Origin of the sequence: Variovorax sp. CCNWLW225, assembly GCF_037204045.1 — a bacterium.
Taxonomy (GTDB): domain Bacteria; phylum Pseudomonadota; class Gammaproteobacteria; order Burkholderiales; family Burkholderiaceae_C; genus Variovorax.
In genome coordinates this window covers 46,916-63,123 of the sequence record NZ_JBBCBV010000011.1, presented here as the reverse complement: position 1 = coordinate 63,123, position 16,208 = coordinate 46,916, and the positions used below count along the sequence as shown (strand labels likewise).

Sequence of the window (16,208 nt, the reverse complement as noted above, 5' to 3'; positions counted from 1 at the left end):
GGCCGATGGCCACCTCTGAACGTCGTTCAGGCCGCGCCGTCCGGCACGAACACGTAGCCCACGCCCCACACCGTCTGGATGTAGCGGGGCGCTGCGGCGTCGGCCTCGACCAGCTTGCGCAGGCGCGAGATCTGAACATCGAGGCTTCGGTCGAAGGGCTCGAACTCGCGGCCGCGGGCCAGCTGCGCCAGCTTTTCGCGCGACAGCGGCTGGCGCGGATGGCGCACCAGCGCCTTCAGCATCGCGAATTCGCCGGTGGTGAGCGAAAGCTCCTCGCCATCCTTCTTGAGCGTGCGCGAACCGAGATCGAACGCAAAAGGCCCAAAGGTCACGGTTTCGTTCTCGGTGGAAGGGGCGCCCGGTGCCTCGAGCGGCGGACGGCGGCGCAGCACCGCGTGCACGCGGGCCAGCAGTTCGCGGGGGTTGAAGGGCTTGCCAAGGTAGTCGTCGGCGCCGACCTCGAGGCCGACGATGCGGTCGACGTCCTCGCCCTTGGCGGTGAGCATGATGATCGGCGTGCGGTCGTTGGCGGCGCGCAGGCGTCGGCAGACCGAAAGGCCGTCTTCGCCGGGCATCATCAGGTCGAGCACGATCAGGTCGACCGTGTCGCGCAGCAGGATGCGGTTGAGCGCCTTGCCGTCCTCGGCCACGATCACTTCGAAACCTTCCTGGGTCAGGTAGCGGCGAAGCAGGTCGCGGATGCGGGCGTCGTCGTCGACGATCACGATCTTGTCAGTGCGAGCGGGAACTTGAGTCATTTCTACAACGTTGAATTTGTAACAGCGCCGATTCTGAAGGCGTTAGGCCCTCGTTGAGCCGGTTTTACTTATGGTTTGACACTAAGTTACAAAACTTGCGGTCGCTCGCTGTCTAGTCATCCGACGTTAGCCCGGCAGTGGCAAAGTCCACCTCATTGATGACTTTCGTTCAATGAGAACTCTTCTTTCCGCGTTTCCGATCATCGTTGCCTGCGGCTGTGGCCCTGCCTTGGCTGTGGCCGGCGACTTTCTCAAGGTTGGCGACGTGCGCCGGAGCGAAGTGCGCGAGGCCGTAGCCGCCCACCGTGCGGCCCAGCGCGACGAGATTCGGCGGGAAGAGGCGGCCGCTGGCCGGCGCCTCACGGCGGCCGAGCTCTTCGAATTGCGGCAGCAGGTGCGAAGGCAGTGGACGCCCCCCGGCACCCCCCCGCGGCCGAATTCGGCAGAATCGCAGCCGGCCGAGCGAATCGCGCCGGCGCCGATTTCGGCCAGCCGCGCGCTGACCTTGCCGCGCAGCCAGCGCCGCTGAGGCGGCGCGGCGCGTTTTGGCGTCTTGAGTACCAATCCAGGGAGTATCTCGTCTTGAAAAAAATCAAACTGATCGCGGCTTGCGTCGCATTGGCCGCGGCTGGGGCCGCAAGCACCGCCATGGCCCAGAACATGGCCGCGCCGCCGCAGAACGTGCTGCAGCTCACGGCTTCGGGCACGGTCGAAGTGCAGCAGGACCTGCTGAGCATGACGCTCACCACCACGCGCGACGCCACCGACGCCGCCACTGTTCAGTCGCAGCTCAAGGCCGCGGTGGACGCAGCGCTGGCCGAAGCCAAGAAAAACGCCCAACCTGGGCAGCTCGACGTGCGCACGGGCAACTTCAGCCTGTCGCCGCGCTACACCCGCGAAGGCAAGATCAACGGTTGGCAGGGCTCCGCTGAAATGGTGCTCGAGGGCCGCGACTTTCCGCGCATCACGCAGACTGCCGGGCGCATCACCACGCTCAGCGTCGGCAATGTGGGCTTTGCACTGAGCCGCGAGCAGCGCGCCAAGAGCGAGACCGAGGCGCAGACGATCGCCATCGAGAACTTCAAGCAGAAGGCCACGGAACTGGCGAAGGGCTTCGGCTTCGGCGGCTACACGCTGCGCGAAGTCTCGGTGAACGCGAACGACAACGGCCCGATCCGGCCGCGCGTCATGGCGGCATCCGCCAAGTCTTTTTCCGCCGATGCGCCGGTTCCGGTGGAAGCCGGGAAGACCAGCGTGGTCGTGAACGTGTCGGGGTCGGTGCAGCTCAAATAAGAAGCAGGCGCGGCTGGCGCGCCGGCCGCGCCGCGCTGATTACTGGGCCGTCCAGCCGCCGTCCATTTGCCAGGCCACGCCGCGCACCTGGTCGGCGGCGGGCGAGCACAGGAACACCGCCAGGCCGCCGAGCTGCTCGACTGTGGTGAACTGCAGCGAAGGCTGCTTTTCGCCCAGCAGTTCGTTTTGCGCCTGCTCGGCCGAAATGCCTTCGCGTGCGGCGCGGTCGTCGATCTGCTTTTGCACCAGTTGGGTCAGCACCCAGCCCGGGCAGATTGCATTGCTGGTGATGCCGGTGGTCGCGGTTTCGAGCGCAACCGACTTGGTGAAGCCGACGATGCCGTGCTTGGCCGCCACGTAGGCCGACTTCTGCGCCGAGGCGACCAGCCCGTGGGCCGACGCCACGTTGACGATGCGCCCCCAGTTGGCTTCGCGCATGGCCGGAATGGCAAGCCGTGTCGTGTGAAACGCGCTGGTCAGGTTGATCGCGATGATCGCGTCCCAACGTTCTGGCGGAAAGTCTTCGACCTTGGCCACGTGCTGGATGCCGGCGTTGTTCACGAGGATGTCGACACGGCCGAACCTGTCCGCGGCGAACTTCATCATGTCTTCGATCTGGGCGGGCTTGCTCATGTCGGCGCCGTGATATTCGGCGCGCACGCCGAGCGCCTCGATCTGCGACTTGGGAGCCTCGGCATCGCCAAAGCCATTGAGCACGATGTGTGCGCCTTGCTGTGCAAGGGCCTTGGCAATGGCAAAGCCAATACCGCTGGTGGACCCCGTGACAAGCGCGGTTTTGCCTTTGAGCATAAAGATCAATCTCCGGATGAATTAGGATGCGACGAGACCATTATCCGCACCAGGACGACTTCGTTTTCATGACCGACCCGACGCTTCATCATGTGGCGTGCGATGACGCCCAGGGCGGTCATCGCATGGCTTATTGGCAATGGGGCGATGCGCGCAGTGCGCATGTCGTGATGTGCGTGCACGGGCTCACCCGGCAAGGGCGCGATTTCGACGTGCTGGCCCAAGCCATCGTGGCGCGCGCCGGCGGCAATGTGCGCGTGGTCTGTCCCGATGTTGCGGGGCGCGGCCAAAGCGACTGGCTGCGCGACCCGGCGCTTTACCAGGTGCCCGTCTATGCGGCCGACATGCTGGCGCTGGTGGGCGAGCTGCACCGCCAACAGCCGATCGATACCTTCGACTATCTCGGTACCAGCATGGGCGGGCTGATCGGCTTTGTGCTGGCGGGTCACAAGCAATTGCCGCTGGCCAAGCCGATACGCCGCTTCGTCGTGAACGACGTTGGCCCGACGATCGAAGCCAGGGCCCTTCAGCGCATCGGCGCCTACGTGGGGCAGGGCGGCCGCTACGACAGCGTGCAGCAGGCAGCCGACGCCATGTGGTCGATCTCGACCACTTTCGGCCCGCACACGCCGGCGCAGTGGCTTGCCTTGTCGCAGCACATGGTGGTACCGGCGTCGCAGCGCACGGCCGATGGGTCAGGCAAGCTCGAAGCCGGCAACGATGAGGGTGCGGGCCCGTGGGTGCTTCACTACGACCCGGCCATTGCCGTGGCGCTGCGCGCCATCACGCCCGAGGCCGCGGCCCAGGGCGGCGCCGTGATGTGGAGCCTTTACGACGCCATCGACGCGCAAACGCTCGTGACGCGCGGCGCCCAGTCGGATCTGCTCTCGCGCGATACGGCCCTGGCCATGACCGAGCGCGGTCCGCGCGCAAAGCTGATCGAGTTCGAAGGCGTGGGCCATGCGCCGACCTTCATCGACCCTGCGCAGGTCTCCGCCGTCACATCCTTCCTGTTCGATTGAGGCCAACGTGAAGCGCGAGTCTTCCAGCCTTCAAACGGCAAACACGTCCGACGCGGTCATGGTGGACTATCCCTTGTCCGCCGCAACGGCCGACCGCACCCCGGTCATGGAGAACATGCTCGCGCGCGCGCGGGCTTTTGCCGAACCGTTGATTGCCGACGAAAAGCTCGACACCGGCGAAAACACGCTGGCGCACGCCGATGCGGTGGCGGCCATCGTCGCGAAGATGGGCGGCTCCGAGGCCATGCAGGCCGCGAGCTACCTGGTGTACGCCTGCCAGCACCTCAACCGCCCGCAGGAGGTGATCGCCAAGGTGTTCGGCGACAACTTTGCGGCGCTGGCGGTGGAAACCACCAAGCTGGTCCGCGTGCAGGAACAGGCGCGGTCGGCTTCGCAAGGCCATCATTTGTCCGAAGGCGCGGGGGCGCAGACCGAGAACGTGCGCAAGATGCTGCTCGCGTTTTCACGCGACCTGCGCGTGGTGATGCTGCGCCTGGCTTCGCGGCTGCAGACCTTGCGGCATGCAGCGGCCAGCAAGCAGCCCGCGCCCGAGAGCGTGGCGCGCGAATCGCTGCAGGTGTTTGCGCCGCTGGCCAACCGGCTGGGCATCTGGCAGGTGAAGTGGGAGATCGAAGATCTCTCGTTCCGCTTTCTGGAACCCGAAACCTACAAGCTGATTGCGCGCCTGCTCGACGAGAAACGCGTCGAGCGGGAAGGCCACATCGAGCAACTGCGCTCGCAGCTCGAACGCGAACTGCAGGCCGAGGGCGTGCGTGCCACGGTGCAGGGACGCCCGAAGAACATCTACAGCATCGTCAAGAAAATGCGCGGCAAGTCGCTCGACTTTGCGCAGGTGTTCGACATCCTCGCGCTGCGCGTGGTGGTGCCCGACGTGAAGGACTGCTACGCGGCGCTGGCCTGGGTGCACTCGCACTTCCTGCCGATCGACGAAGAGTTCGACGACTACATCGCTCGGCCCAAGCCCAACGGATACCAGTCGCTGCACACCGTGGTGCGCGAGGTGGTCGACGGCAAGCCTGGCAAGCCGATCGAGATTCAGATCCGCACGGAAGAAATGCATGACCATGCCGAGCACGGCGTGGCCGCGCACTGGGCCTACAAGGAGGCGGGGCACAAGGGCTATGCGGGCGTGTGGGCGAGCGGGGAATACGACGCCAAGATCGCCGTGCTGCGGCAGCTGCTGGCATGGGAGCGCGATCTTTCGGGCGGCTCGCAGGGCCAGGGCCTTTTCGACGACCGCATCTATGTATTGACGCCGGACGCCGCCATTGTGGAGTTGCCGCAGGGAGCGACGCCGGTCGACTTTGCCTACACCGTGCACACCACGCTCGGCCACCGGTGCCGCGGTGCGCGCGTCGATGGGGCGATGGTGCCGCTGAATACACCGCTGTCCAACGGGCAGACGGTGGAGATCATCGCGGCCAAGGAGGGCGGTCCTTCGCGGGATTGGCTCAACGCCGAGCTCGGCTACCTTGCAAGCCACCGCGCCCGCGCGAAGGTGCGCGCGTGGTTCAACGCGCAGATCACGCACGAAACCGTGGCGCGCGGGCGCGAGGCCGTCGAGAAGCTGCTGCAGCGCGAAGGCAAGACCTCCACGCGGCTGGAAGACCTGGCTTCGCAACTGGGGTTCAAGTCGGCGGACCATCTGTTCGAAGTCGTAGGCAAGGACGAGTTTTCGCTGCGCAACATCGAGATGCTGTTGCGTCCGCCGGAGCCCGCGCCCAACCCCGACGACGGCGTGCAGCTCAAGAAGCCGCGCGCGAGCGAAAAGTCCGGCAAGGGCGGCGTGCTGGTGGTGGGCGTGTCTTCATTGATGACGCAGCTGGCCAAGTGCTGCAAGCCCGCGCCGCCCGATGCCATCAGCGGCTTTGTGACGCGCGGCCACGGCGTGAGCGTCCATCGCACCGACTGCAGCAACTTCCGAATGATGGCTTCGCGCGACGGCGAGCGCGTGATCGATGTCGAGTGGGGCGCTGCCAAGGGCGGCGAAGCACCGATGTATGCGGTCGACGTGGCCGTGGAAGCGGCCGACCGCCAGGGCTTGCTGCGCGATATCTCCGATGTGTTCGCACGAGAGAAGATGAACGTGATCGGCGTGCAGACCCAATCGGTCAAGGGCACGGCGTGGATGACTTTCACTGTGGAAATCTCCGATGCCGCGCGGCTTGCGCAGGTGCTTGGCGTGGTGACGGCGGTTGCCGGTGTGCGATCTGCACGTCGCCGCTAAAAAGCGCGTTTTCTCCTGCTACAATAGCTGCTTCTCGGACACATCCTTAGGCGCGTAGCTCAGCTGGTTAGAGCACCACCTTGACATGGTGGGGGTCGTTGGTTCGAGTCCAATCGCGCCTACCAATTTCTGTTTCAACTTCCGGCCAACCACCGGGTCTGTTGAACAGAGCTTTCACCGGGTTCCCCGGTGTCTCAATCGTCCTTGCGGTAAGCAGACAAAGACCATGGCCATGTTGTTGTGCTACCTTGGCCGCTCTGCAAACCTTTTCCAATTTCTTGATAAGCGATCTGATGAATACGCGATCAACGCTGGTTGATCGGGCTCATGCCGAGATGCGCCTGGCCGTATTGCTCCGGCAAGCCCCCATTGAATTTGCACGCGCGGTCTACGGCATCAACGACCACGCGAGCGGCCGTACCGAAACCATGGCAGCGCGCGAAATTGCGCGCGCCCTTCAGCAGGGCATTGCAGTGACGCAGGAGCGTGCCGAACAGCGCTCCCGTGCCTACCTGCCCACGGCCGGCCATGAACACTGCCCGCGTTGCTGGGTCGTGTACGGCCACAAGAGCCCATTGCGTTTTCGAGAGGCGACCGCGGAGCGCCCCGAGAGCGCCGGCTGCAATGCCTGCGGCGCCGAATACGCGACAACGCCCGACTGAGGCAGCGGATGCGCGGTCAGGGTAAACCTTGTCGCGATGCAGCAAAACCGCTACCTAGAATTGATCGGATGACATGGGCATCCATGTGAAGGAGTCCGCAGTGCAGAGCAAGAAGTCCGGGGTCAAGCCGGTGCAACGTGTAATCAAGAAGTACCCCAACCGAAGGCTCTACGACACCGAGACATCCACCTACATCACGCTCACCGAGGTGAAGCAGCTGGTGATACAGAACGCCCAGTTCGTGGTGCGCGATGCCAAGACCGGGGACGACCTCACGCGCAGCATCCTGCTGCAGATCATTCTCGAAGAAGAGGCGGGCGGGGCCCCCATGTTCACCGAGCAGGTGCTGGCCAACATCATCCGTTTCTACGGGCAAGCCATGCAGGGCTACATGGGGCCGTACCTCGAGAAGAACATCCAGGCCATGACCGAAGTGCAGGCCCAACTCGCCGAAAAGGCCGAAGGCCTGACGCCCGAAATGTGGTCGCGCTTCATGACCATGCAGTCGCCGATGCTCCAGGGGCTGATGGGCAATTACGTCGAGCAGTCCAAGAACGTGTTCCTGCAAATGCAGGAACAGATGCAGAAGAACACCGAGCAGGTTCTGGGCGCATTCGGCATCAAACGCCCCTGAAATCCCGGTCCCGGCCGATAGCTGGGACAATAGAGGCATATATGAGCGAAGTTGCCTCCCCCGAACGTACCGCCACGCCGGCTGCCCCCAAGGTCGGTTTTGTGAGCTTGGGCTGCCCCAAGGCCCTTACCGATTCCGAATTGATCCTGACCCAGCTCAGCGCTGAGGGCTACCAGACGGCCAAGACCTTCGAAGGCGCCGACCTGGTGATCGTCAACACCTGCGGCTTCATCGACGATGCGGTGAAGGAGAGCCTGGACACCATCGGCGAGGCTCTGGCGGAAAACGGCCGTGTCATCGTCACAGGGTGTCTTGGCGCCAAGACGGGCGATCAGGGCGGCAATCTGGTACGGCAAATGCACCCGAGCGTGCTGGCCGTGACCGGCCCGCACGCCACGCAAGAAGTGATGGATGCGGTGCATGCCAACCTGCCGAAGCCGCATGACCCGTTCGTCGATCTGGTTCCCAACACCTTCGGCATTGCCGGCCTCAAGCTCACGCCGCGCCACTACGCGTACCTGAAGATCAGCGAAGGCTGCAACCACCGCTGCACCTTCTGCATCATTCCCTCGATGCGCGGCGACCTGGTGTCGCGGCCGGTCGGCGACGTGCTCGGCGAGGCCAAGGCCTTGTTCGAGGGCGGCGTGAAGGAGCTCTTGGTGATCAGCCAGGACACCTCGGCCTACGGCGTGGACGTGAAGTACCGAACCGGATTCTGGGACGGCAAGCCGGTCAAGACCCGCATGCTCGAACTGGTGCGTACGCTGGGAGAAATTGCCGAGCCGTACGGCGCATGGGTCCGGCTGCACTATGTGTACCCGTACCCAAGCGTGGACGAGATCATTCCGTTGATGGCGAGCGGGCAGGTGCTGCCTTACCTCGACGTGCCCCTGCAGCACAGCCACCCCGATGTGCTCAAGCGCATGAAGCGGCCCGCCAGCGGCGAGAAGAACCTGGAGCGCATCGCGCGCTGGCGCGAGGTTTGCCCTGAACTCGTGATCCGCAGCACCTTCATCGCCGGGTTTCCCGGCGAGACCGAGCAGGAGTTCGAGCACCTGCTCGACTTCATTCGCGAAGCGCAGATCGACCGGGCGGGCTGCTTTGCCTACAGTCCGGTGGAAGGCGCGACGGCCAATGACATTCCCGGCATGCTGCCGGCGGCCGAGCGCGAAGCACGCCGTGCCCGCTTCATGGAAGTGGCTGAAGCCGTGTCGATTGCCAAGCTGCAACAGCGCATCGGCGCAACGATGCAGGTGCTGGTGGATTCAGCGCCCGGCATGGGCCGCAAGGGCGGCGTTGGCCGCACCTACGCCGACGCGCCCGAGATCGACGGCACCGTGCGCCTGCTGCCACCCGAAAAGATCAGCAAGACGCTCAAGGTGGGTGAGTTCACCAAGGCCCGCATCATGGGTGCCGAAGGCCACGATCTGATCGCTTTGCCGATCTGAGCCGTTCTGTCCTGATTTGCATAGTCAAGACTCAAAAAGAAAAGCCCGCGGAAGCGGGCTTTTCGATTGGCTTGGGCGGGGCGGCCACGGCCCGGCGGTTGTCAGTCATCCGAGCGCGAAATGACCAGAAGGCTCATGAACAACGCGCCGAGGAACATGCCGATTAACAAGGTGAATGCTGCGATCACGATGGGTTTCCAGTAGGTTTGATGCCCATATTTTCAAACCAAACGTAACCTTTTGTGCGTTTTCAAGTTACCTTTAGAAGCATATTGATGGAAAAGTGTGACTTTCGCCACACTTTTTGAGGACTGAGAGTCGCCTGTACCGTAATACGGCTAGTTCAGCGTGTTTAACCAGGCCCATAAGGCAACGCCGACGGCGATCCAGATCGAAAGGACGAGAACCGCGCCGACGATGCTCCGGGGCTTAGCGCCTTGCTCTTTCATCCACGCGTCCGCGCGGGCACGGCATTCCTCGAGGACGCCCGTGGGAATGAGCCGGATGTTCAGCCAGATCAGGCCAGGCAACAGCAAGGCGTCGTCCAGATAGCCAAGTACCGGAATGAAATCTGGAATCAGATCGATCGGGCTCAGCGCATACGCGACCACAAAGGCCGCAAGGGCCTTTGCGAACCAGGGCGTGCCGGGATGCCGGTAGGCAAACCAAAGCGTGACGGCGTCGCGCTTGATCCGCGAAGCCCACTGTCGGATGTTTTGGAAAATGGACATGGACGAGGAGGGGCGGTCAGGCGGCTCGAGTATGGCGGACGGCAGGGGGGAACGATCGATTGGTGGATCGGGTCGCAACCTTGGCGTGGTAAGGTGCACGGCGGGCTCCAAGGCCTGTCGCAACTCCGCAGATCCATCTTGTGATCGCAGCGAGTTGAACGCCGCGCTCATCAGGTTGGGTTTGCGGTTCACCTTTACTGGCAACGCGGTGTATTGACTCGGTTGCCGCGCTTCATGAGACTGTGCGCGATCATTCGTCGATGTACTGCGTCAGAATGGCGAAAAGCCGCTCCTCGGTGAGCAGGTTGCTGCATCACTTCATGAGACGAAGCCCGTTCCACTTGTCCGAATCCGTGTCGTCGAAAACCGTTGCGCAAAAACTCCCGCTTCGGGACTGCGATGGCGTGCGCGAATGCGGCGGATTGCCGTCGGTCTGGCCTGCCTTGGCCGTGACCGGCTTTCGTGAGGGAGAACATCCCTCGATCATGTTCCCAGGGAAAAGAAAAAACCCCTGTAAATCACAGATTCACAGGGGTTTCAGCTTGGTAGGGGTGGTGCCCAGAAGAGGACTCGAACCTCCACGATGTTACTCGCTAGTACCTGAAACTAGTGCGTCTACCAATTCCGCCATCTGGGCCCACATAGCTGCCGAAGCAGTTATGTTTTGAATTTCAGGAAAGAGAGAATCATATCAAAAATAATGGCCACTCCAGCGGTCTGCTGGATGAATTTGAAGGAACTGTTCAGGGACATCGCGACGGACACGGTTTCGTGCAGCGCGATGACGGCGAAGCCGACATCTATCTGCCCCCGAACGAGATGCGTGCAGTGCTGCACAAAGACCGCGTCAAGGCGCGCGTGGTGCGGCAAGACCGGCGCGGTCGTCCCGAGGGGCGGGTGGTCGAAATTGTCGAGCGCCCCGAGCAGCCGATCATTGGCCGCCTGTTGCATGAAGGCGGCATCTGGCTCGTCGCGCCCGAAGACAAGCGCTACGGACAGGACGTACTGATCCCCAAGGGCGCAACCGGTCCCGCGAAGGTGGGGCAGGTTGTGGTGGTGCAGCTCACCGAGCCGCCGGCCCTGTTCGGCCAGCCCGTGGGCCGCGTGAAGGAAGTGCTTGGCGAGATCGACGACCCGGGCATGGAGATCGAGATTGCCGTGCGCAAGTACGGCGTGCCGCACGAGTTTTCCGCGGAATGCCTGGCCGAAGCCAAGGCATTGCCGGAGAAGGTTCGCCCCGCCGACAAGAAGGGCCGCATCGATCTGACCGACGTGCCGCTGGTCACCATCGACGGCGAAGACGCACGCGACTTCGACGATGCCGTGTACTGCGAGCCCGCGAAGGTTGGTCGCGGCAAGGGGTGGCGCCTGCTGGTTGCCATTGCCGACGTCAGCGCCTATGTGCAGACCGGATCGGCGATCGACATCGACGCCTACGACCGTGCCACCAGTGTCTACTTTCCGCGCCGCGTTATTCCGATGCTGCCGGAAAAGCTTTCGAACGGATTGTGTTCGCTGAACCCCGAGGTCGAGCGCCTGTGCATGGTGTGCGACATGCTCGTGGCCGCCGACGGCGAAATCTACGCCTACCAGTTCTATCCGGCGGTGATGTTCAGCCACGCACGCTTCACCTACACCGAGGTGGCGGCCATTCTCGGCAACACGCGCGGCCCCGAGGCGGCCAAGCGCAAGGACCGCGTGAAGGACCTGCTGAACCTGGCCGACGTCTACAAGGCCCTGCTCAAGCAGCGCGGCAAGCGGGGCGCGGTCGACTTCGAAACCACCGAGACGCAGATCATTTGCGACGACGCGGGCCGCATCGAGAAGATCGTGCCGCGCACGCGCAATGAGGCGCACCGCCTCATTGAAGAAGCCATGCTCGCGGCCAACGTGTGCAGCGCCGACTTCATCGCCGAAGGCAAGCACCCGGGCCTGTTCCGTGTGCACGAGGGCCCGACGCCCGAGAAGAAAGAAATTCTGCGCGGCTACCTGAAAGCCATGGGCGTGGGGTTGAGCATTACCGACGACCCGCGGCCCGGCGAGTTCCAGGCGATTGCCGAAGCCACCAAGGAGCGGCCCGACGCGCAGCAGATCCACACCATGCTGCTTCGCTCGATGCAGCAGGCCATCTACACGCCCATCAACAGCGGCCACTTCGGCCTGGCTTACGAGGCCTACACGCACTTCACGAGCCCGATCCGGCGCTACCCGGACCTGCTGGTGCACCGCGTGATCAAGGCGATTCTCGGCAAGACGCGCTATCAGCTGCCGATGCTGCCGACGCCGGGCGAGGCGCATGCCAAGCTCGCCAAGCGGCTGGCCTCGCGCGTCAAGGCGCCGACCACCAAGCCGCAGAAGGCCACGGTAGCGCCCACCAAGGAAGTGCTGGCCTGGGAAGCGGCCGGCCTGCATTGCAGCGCCAACGAGCGCCGCGCCGATGAAGCCAGCCGCGACGTCGAGGCATGGCTCAAGTGCAAGTACATGCGCGAGCATCTGGGCGAGGAATACGGCGGCGTGGTCACCGCGGCCACGACCTTCGGCATCTTCGTGACGCTGGACGCCATGTATGTCGAGGGACTGGTGCACATCACCGAACTCGGCGGCGAGTATTTCAAGTTCGACGAAATGCGCCAGGAACTGCGCGGCGAGCGCACCGGCATCCGCTATGCCATCGGCACCCGTGTGCGGGTGCAGGTGAGCCGTGTCGATCTGGACGGGCGCAAGATCGATTTCCGCCTGGTGCGCGAGGGCGAAGAGCTCACGGCGCGTGCCATGAAGGACAAGGGCGTGAACTCGGCCGGCGTGCCGGTCAAGGCGTCAGCCAAGCGCAGCTCGCGCCACAAGGCCGAGGCGGCCCCCGAGCAGCGCGCCGATCGCGCGGTGACTGCGGCTCCCGGGCCCCAATCGGCAATGCAGGCCTTCAAGTCGGCGGTGAAGAAGGCCGCAAACAAGATGAAGGGCCGCAAGCCACCGCGTCGCACATGACGCACAACGCATCGCACCCATACACAAGCAATACAGACAAGCTGAGAAGGAGACACTGAAACATGAGCGTGGAAAACAACAAGGGCCGCATCGCAATCGTCACCGGTGCCGGCTCGGGCATCGGACGCGCCGCGGCGCTGGAATTGCTGGCCGACGGTTGGAGCGTGGCGCTGGCGGGGCGCCGCCCCGAGCCGCTGGAGCAGGTGGCGGAAGAGTCCGGCGCCGGCGCACGCGCCTTTGCGGTACCCACCGATGTGGCCAATGCCGAATCGGTGCAGGCGCTGTTCGCGGCCGTGGTCGAACGCTTCGGCCGCGTCGATCTGCTGTTCAACAATGCCGGCGTGGGCAACCCGCCGGGTCCGTTCGAAGACTGGACGCCGGAGCAATGGCGCGGTGTGGTCGACATCAACCTGAACGGCATGTTCTTCTGCATCCAGCAGGCGTTCCGCACGATGAAGGCGCAAACCCCGCGCGGTGGCCGCATCATCAACAACGGTTCCATCTCGGCCACGGCCCCTCGGCCGAATTCGCCTGCCTATACGGCGACCAAGCATGCGGTCGAGGGCCTCACCAAGACCGCGTCGCTCGACGGGCGCAAGTACGACATTGCAGTGGGCCAGATCGATGTGGGCAATGCCATGACCGAACTGGCAGCGCGCATGGCCAAGGGCGTGCCGCAAGCCAACGGCGAACTGGCGATCGAGCCGCTGATGGACGTCAAGATCGTCGGGCAGTCGGTGCTCTACATGGCAAACCTGCCGCTGGAAGCCAACGTGCTGTTCCACACCGTGATGGCGACGAAGATGCCCTTCGTCGGGCGCGGCTAGAAGCTCGTCAGCCGGGTGCCTGGCGCGCCAGTGCCCCGGCCGTGAGCGGGGGGGCATCGGCCGGCCAGGTGTCGGCAATGTGGCCATGGCGCCAGACGGCGCTTTGCGCAGCCTCGAATGGCGACTGTTTTGACGCCATCGCGGCGCCGATCATCCCGGCCAGCACGTCGCCCGTGCCGGCGGTTGCGAGCGCGGCATTGCCGGTCGGGTTGATCACGGGCGGCGCGCCGCTGTTGTCGGCGATGACCGTTCCCGAGCCTTTGAGTACGGCAACTGCGCCATAGCGCGATGCCAGTTCGCCGGCTGCTGCCAGCCGATCGGCTTGAATGTCGGCGGCCGTGCAATCCAGCAGGCGCGCGGCTTCGAGCGGATGCGGTGTGATGACGGTCGGCTTTCCGCGTCGGCTGCGTGATGCCAGTTGCGCCTGCAATGCGCTGTCGCCCGCTATGGCGTTCAATGCATCGGCATCGAGCACCAGTGCAGCCGCTGTCGCCAGCACGCGTGGCAGCACCGCGCGCACATCGGTGCCTCCGCCGCACCCGCAGACCGCTGTCATGCCTGAAAGATCGAGCGCATCGGCGTCTCGCAGCATCAACTCGGGCTGTGCAAGGTCGACAGGAGCCGCACTCGGGTCGAGCAGCCCGACGAACACGCGACCGGCGCCCGCATGCAGCGCAGCAGATCCGGCCAGCAGCGCGGCGCCGGCCATGCCGGGTGCGCCGCCGATCACCGCAACATCGCCATAGCTGCCTTTGTGCGATGCGTGGCTGCGTGGCGGGGCCGTCGGCCGGCCCGCAAGGCGCGCGGCGGGCTGTTCAGCGATGCCGCCGCCGCAACCCAGGTCGTCGAACCAGACCGTGCCGGCGGCATCGCGGCCTTGCGCGGTGAAAAGGCCTGGCTTCAGGGTCAGAAAGGTGATGCAGAAGCGGGACGATGCGGCACCCGAATGAGGGGCGATGCTCGAAACGCCGGTGTCCGCGTTCAACCCGGACGGCACGTCGACACTCAGTACCGGTTGCGTCGTCGCATGCATCTGCCGCAGCCATTCGGCCATGGCATTCTCGACGGGGCGGGTGGCGCCAATGCCGAGCAGCGCATCGATGGCCAATCCATAGACGGCGGGCGGCTTCGGCGAGAAGATCACGCCAGCATCCCTGGCCCGCTGCAGCGATGCCTTCGCGTCTGGCGGCAGACGACTTTCATCACCGGCGAACGTGACGATCGGCAAAAAGCCCCGGTGCTGCAGCTGCGCGGCCGCTTCAAAACCGTCGCCGCCATTGTTTCCCGGCCCGCAGGCGATCCATACGGTGCGTGCATGCGGCGCGACCGCCATGGCCAGCCGCGCCACGGCAAGGCCGGCGCGCTGCATCAGCGTGTGGGCGGGCAGGGCGGCTGCGGCGGCCTGCTCGATGCGCCGCGTTGCCGCAATATCGAAAAGGTCGGCGACGGTGTCGGACGTGATGCGTTGCATCAGGCCATTTTGCCGCCCATGTGCCCAGGCAGGAGTGCTGTGGAAGCTTTAGGAAAGATGGAGCCGCTCGACGCCCAGGCCCTCGAGGTCGACTCCGGCATCGCGGCCCCCGATCAGGTCGGCCACCACCCGCGCACTGCCGCACGACAGCGCCCAGCCGCTCGAGCCGTGGCCCAGGTTGAGCCAGACGCCCGGCACGCCGCTGGCGCCGAGTACCGGGGGGCCGTCGGGCAGCATCGGCCGCGCGCCTTTCCATTGCTGCACGCCCGATTGCAGCGTGACCGCGCCGGGAAACCAGTCGTGCAGCACCTTGTAGAGCGTTTGCACCGCGGACGGGTTCATCGTGCTCAGCGAGCCGCCGATTTCGGCGCTCCCGGCCACGCGCACGCGCTGGCCCAGCCGCGAAATCGCGACCTTGTAGCGCTCGTCCATCACCGCGCTGCGCGGCGCGTTGAGCGATTCGCGAATCGGCGCGCTGATGGAGTGGCCGTAGATCGGTGCGAGCGGAATCCGAAGCCCGAGCGGCCGCACGAGCGCAGCCGAGGCCAGCCCGGCGCACACCACCACGGCATCGAACCGCAACGGTGGGGAACCGCTTGCGAGCGAAACGGAAGTGGGGTCGGCGCGGCTCAGCGGCGCGATGTCGCAGTTGAAATGGAACTGAGCGCCGAGTGCCTCGGCCTCCCACTTTAGCAGCAGCGCGAACTGGCGGCAGTTGGCCACTTCGTCCTCGGGCAAGTAGATGGCGCCTGCAAGCGCGGTATCGGTGCTGAGCGCGGGTTCGATGCGCCGGGCCTCGTCGGCGTCGACTTCGCGAAAGACGCTGCCCGCCGCTCGCAACACGTCGAGGCCGGGCTGCACCAGCTTTTTCTCGCGCTTGGAGCGCAGCAGCACAAGGTAGCCGTCGCTGCGCTCGTAGCTGAGTTCACGCGCCTCGGTCACCTCGTGCAGGCGGGTGCGGCTGTAGAACGCCAGCCGCTGCATGCGGGCGCGATTGGCCAGGTAGGTTTCGAGCTTGCAGGCCTTCTGCCAGCGCGACATCCAACCGATATCGCGTGAATTCAGCGGCCAGCGCAGCTTGATGGCGCCGTGGGAGGAAAGCAGCGAACGCAGCACCTTGGCGCGCATGCCCGGTGCGGCCCACGGCGTTACATAACCCGGTGCGACCACGCCCGCATTGGCAAAACTGGCTTCCTCGGCCGCTGCGCCGCGGCGCTCGAACACAGACACTTCATGGCCGTCCGAAGCCAGTTCCCAGGCGGTGGTGACGCCGATGATGCCGGCGCCCACGATCGCGATTTTCATTGAATGCTTGAGTA

14 protein-coding genes and 2 tRNA genes are annotated in these 16,208 nt (G+C 64.7%); 10 read left to right on the top strand and 6 right to left on the bottom strand.

All coding sequences use genetic code 11. The annotated features are described in order from the left end of the window. Positions 1-26 precede the first annotated feature (26 nt). Entirely contained in the window at positions 27-758 is a 732-nt protein-coding gene (gene ompR / locus V9L20_RS18165) for an osmolarity response regulator transcription factor OmpR (protein ID WP_126749638.1), read from the bottom strand. A 172-nt stretch (positions 759-930) separates the two neighbouring features. On the opposite strand from ompR, the gene V9L20_RS18160 reads away from it, so the two are divergent. Then, the gene (locus V9L20_RS18160; RefSeq protein WP_258506709.1) at positions 931-1,287 is read left to right on the top strand and encodes a hypothetical protein; all 357 of its coding nucleotides are present in this window, start codon (positions 931-933) and stop codon (positions 1,285-1,287) included. Positions 1,288-1,340: 53 nt separating this feature from the next. Next, positions 1,341-2,051, top strand: coding sequence for an SIMPL domain-containing protein (locus tag V9L20_RS18155; RefSeq protein ID WP_258506707.1), 711 nt, complete (start codon positions 1,341-1,343; stop codon positions 2,049-2,051). A 39-nt stretch (positions 2,052-2,090) separates the two neighbouring features. Here V9L20_RS18155 and V9L20_RS18150 read toward each other — a convergent pair whose 3' ends face one another. After that, complete coding sequence (locus V9L20_RS18150) at positions 2,091-2,861, bottom strand: 3-hydroxybutyrate dehydrogenase (RefSeq protein ID WP_337297648.1); 771 nt, start codon at positions 2,859-2,861, stop codon at positions 2,091-2,093. Between the two features lie 26 nt (positions 2,862-2,887). Between V9L20_RS18150 and V9L20_RS18145 the strand changes: the two genes are divergently transcribed. The 6 genes from V9L20_RS18145 to rimO all read left to right on the top strand — a co-directional run bounded on the left by V9L20_RS18145 (position 2,888) and on the right by rimO (position 8,875). Next, on the top strand, positions 2,888-3,883 hold the full coding sequence (locus V9L20_RS18145; RefSeq protein WP_337297647.1) for an alpha/beta fold hydrolase: 996 nt from the start codon (positions 2,888-2,890) through the stop codon (positions 3,881-3,883). A 58-nt stretch (positions 3,884-3,941) separates the two neighbouring features. Continuing rightward, on the top strand, positions 3,942-6,131 hold the full coding sequence (locus V9L20_RS18140) for a RelA/SpoT family protein (protein ID WP_258508456.1): 2,190 nt from the start codon (positions 3,942-3,944) through the stop codon (positions 6,129-6,131). A 48-nt stretch (positions 6,132-6,179) separates the two neighbouring features. After that, positions 6,180-6,256 (top strand) — tRNA-Val (locus tag V9L20_RS18135). A gap of 168 nt (positions 6,257-6,424) precedes the next feature. Then, the gene (locus tag V9L20_RS18130; RefSeq protein WP_337297646.1) at positions 6,425-6,793 is read left to right on the top strand and encodes a hypothetical protein; all 369 of its coding nucleotides are present in this window, start codon (positions 6,425-6,427) and stop codon (positions 6,791-6,793) included. A gap of 73 nt (positions 6,794-6,866) precedes the next feature. After that, positions 6,867-7,427: a polyhydroxyalkanoate synthesis repressor PhaR gene (gene phaR, locus V9L20_RS18125; protein WP_041946121.1), complete on the top strand. Its 561-nt coding sequence runs from the start codon at positions 6,867-6,869 to the stop codon at positions 7,425-7,427. A 41-nt stretch (positions 7,428-7,468) separates the two neighbouring features. Then, positions 7,469-8,875: a 30S ribosomal protein S12 methylthiotransferase RimO gene (rimO, locus tag V9L20_RS18120; protein WP_337297645.1), complete on the top strand. Its 1,407-nt coding sequence runs from the start codon at positions 7,469-7,471 to the stop codon at positions 8,873-8,875. 338 nt (positions 8,876-9,213) lie between these two features. Here the strand turns inward: rimO and V9L20_RS18115 are convergent, their stop codons facing one another. Both V9L20_RS18115 and V9L20_RS18110 read right to left on the bottom strand, forming a co-directional pair. Beyond that, positions 9,214-9,606 (bottom strand): YkvA family protein, encoded by a 393-nt coding sequence (locus V9L20_RS18115; protein ID WP_258506696.1) that lies wholly within the window; start codon positions 9,604-9,606, stop codon positions 9,214-9,216. Positions 9,607-10,158: 552 nt separating this feature from the next. Further along, a tRNA-Leu gene (locus V9L20_RS18110) sits at positions 10,159-10,243 on the bottom strand. Between the two features lie 80 nt (positions 10,244-10,323). Between V9L20_RS18110 and rnr the strand changes: the two genes are divergently transcribed. Together rnr and V9L20_RS18100 are read left to right on the top strand one after the other, a co-directional pair. Then, positions 10,324-12,591, top strand: coding sequence for a ribonuclease R (gene rnr / locus V9L20_RS18105; protein WP_337297703.1), 2,268 nt, complete (start codon positions 10,324-10,326; stop codon positions 12,589-12,591). 62 nt (positions 12,592-12,653) lie between these two features. Beyond that, positions 12,654-13,418, top strand: a complete 765-nt coding sequence (locus V9L20_RS18100; RefSeq protein ID WP_337297644.1) for an SDR family oxidoreductase — start codon at positions 12,654-12,656, stop codon at positions 13,416-13,418. Positions 13,419-13,425: 7 nt separating this feature from the next. Here the strand turns inward: V9L20_RS18100 and V9L20_RS18095 are convergent, their stop codons facing one another. After that, a complete protein-coding gene (locus V9L20_RS18095) occupies positions 13,426-14,889 on the bottom strand; it encodes an NAD(P)H-hydrate dehydratase (RefSeq protein WP_337297643.1) in 1,464 nt (487 codons plus the stop codon). A gap of 48 nt (positions 14,890-14,937) precedes the next feature. Continuing rightward, positions 14,938-16,194, bottom strand: a complete 1,257-nt coding sequence (locus V9L20_RS18090; RefSeq protein ID WP_337297642.1) for a D-amino acid dehydrogenase — start codon at positions 16,192-16,194, stop codon at positions 14,938-14,940. Positions 16,195-16,208: the final 14 nt, after the last annotated feature.

Bases quoted from the DNA above. Each gene is read 5' to 3' on its own strand.
- V9L20_RS18130 (WP_337297646.1), top strand. From the start codon at position 6,425: ATGAATACGCGATCAACGCTGGTTGATCGGGCTCATGCCGAGATGCGC.
- V9L20_RS18140 (WP_258508456.1), top strand. From the start codon at position 3,942: ATGGTGGACTATCCCTTGTCCGCCGCAACGGCCGACCGCACCCCGGTC.
- V9L20_RS18150 (WP_337297648.1), bottom strand. From the start codon at position 2,861: ATGCTCAAAGGCAAAACCGCGCTTGTCACGGGGTCCACCAGCGGTATT.
- V9L20_RS18160 (WP_258506709.1), top strand. From the start codon at position 931: ATGAGAACTCTTCTTTCCGCGTTTCCGATCATCGTTGCCTGCGGCTGT.
- V9L20_RS18115 (WP_258506696.1), bottom strand. From the start codon at position 9,606: ATGTCCATTTTCCAAAACATCCGACAGTGGGCTTCGCGGATCAAGCGC.
- ompR (WP_126749638.1), bottom strand. From the start codon at position 758: ATGACTCAAGTTCCCGCTCGCACTGACAAGATCGTGATCGTCGACGAC.
- V9L20_RS18090 (WP_337297642.1), bottom strand. From the start codon at position 16,194: ATGAAAATCGCGATCGTGGGCGCCGGCATCATCGGCGTCACCACCGCC.
- V9L20_RS18145 (WP_337297647.1), top strand. From the start codon at position 2,888: ATGCGACGAGACCATTATCCGCACCAGGACGACTTCGTTTTCATGACC.
- rimO (WP_337297645.1), top strand. From the start codon at position 7,469: ATGAGCGAAGTTGCCTCCCCCGAACGTACCGCCACGCCGGCTGCCCCC.
- V9L20_RS18100 (WP_337297644.1), top strand. From the start codon at position 12,654: ATGAGCGTGGAAAACAACAAGGGCCGCATCGCAATCGTCACCGGTGCC.
- V9L20_RS18095 (WP_337297643.1), bottom strand. From the start codon at position 14,889: ATGCAACGCATCACGTCCGACACCGTCGCCGACCTTTTCGATATTGCG.
- phaR (WP_041946121.1), top strand. From the start codon at position 6,867: ATGGGCATCCATGTGAAGGAGTCCGCAGTGCAGAGCAAGAAGTCCGGG.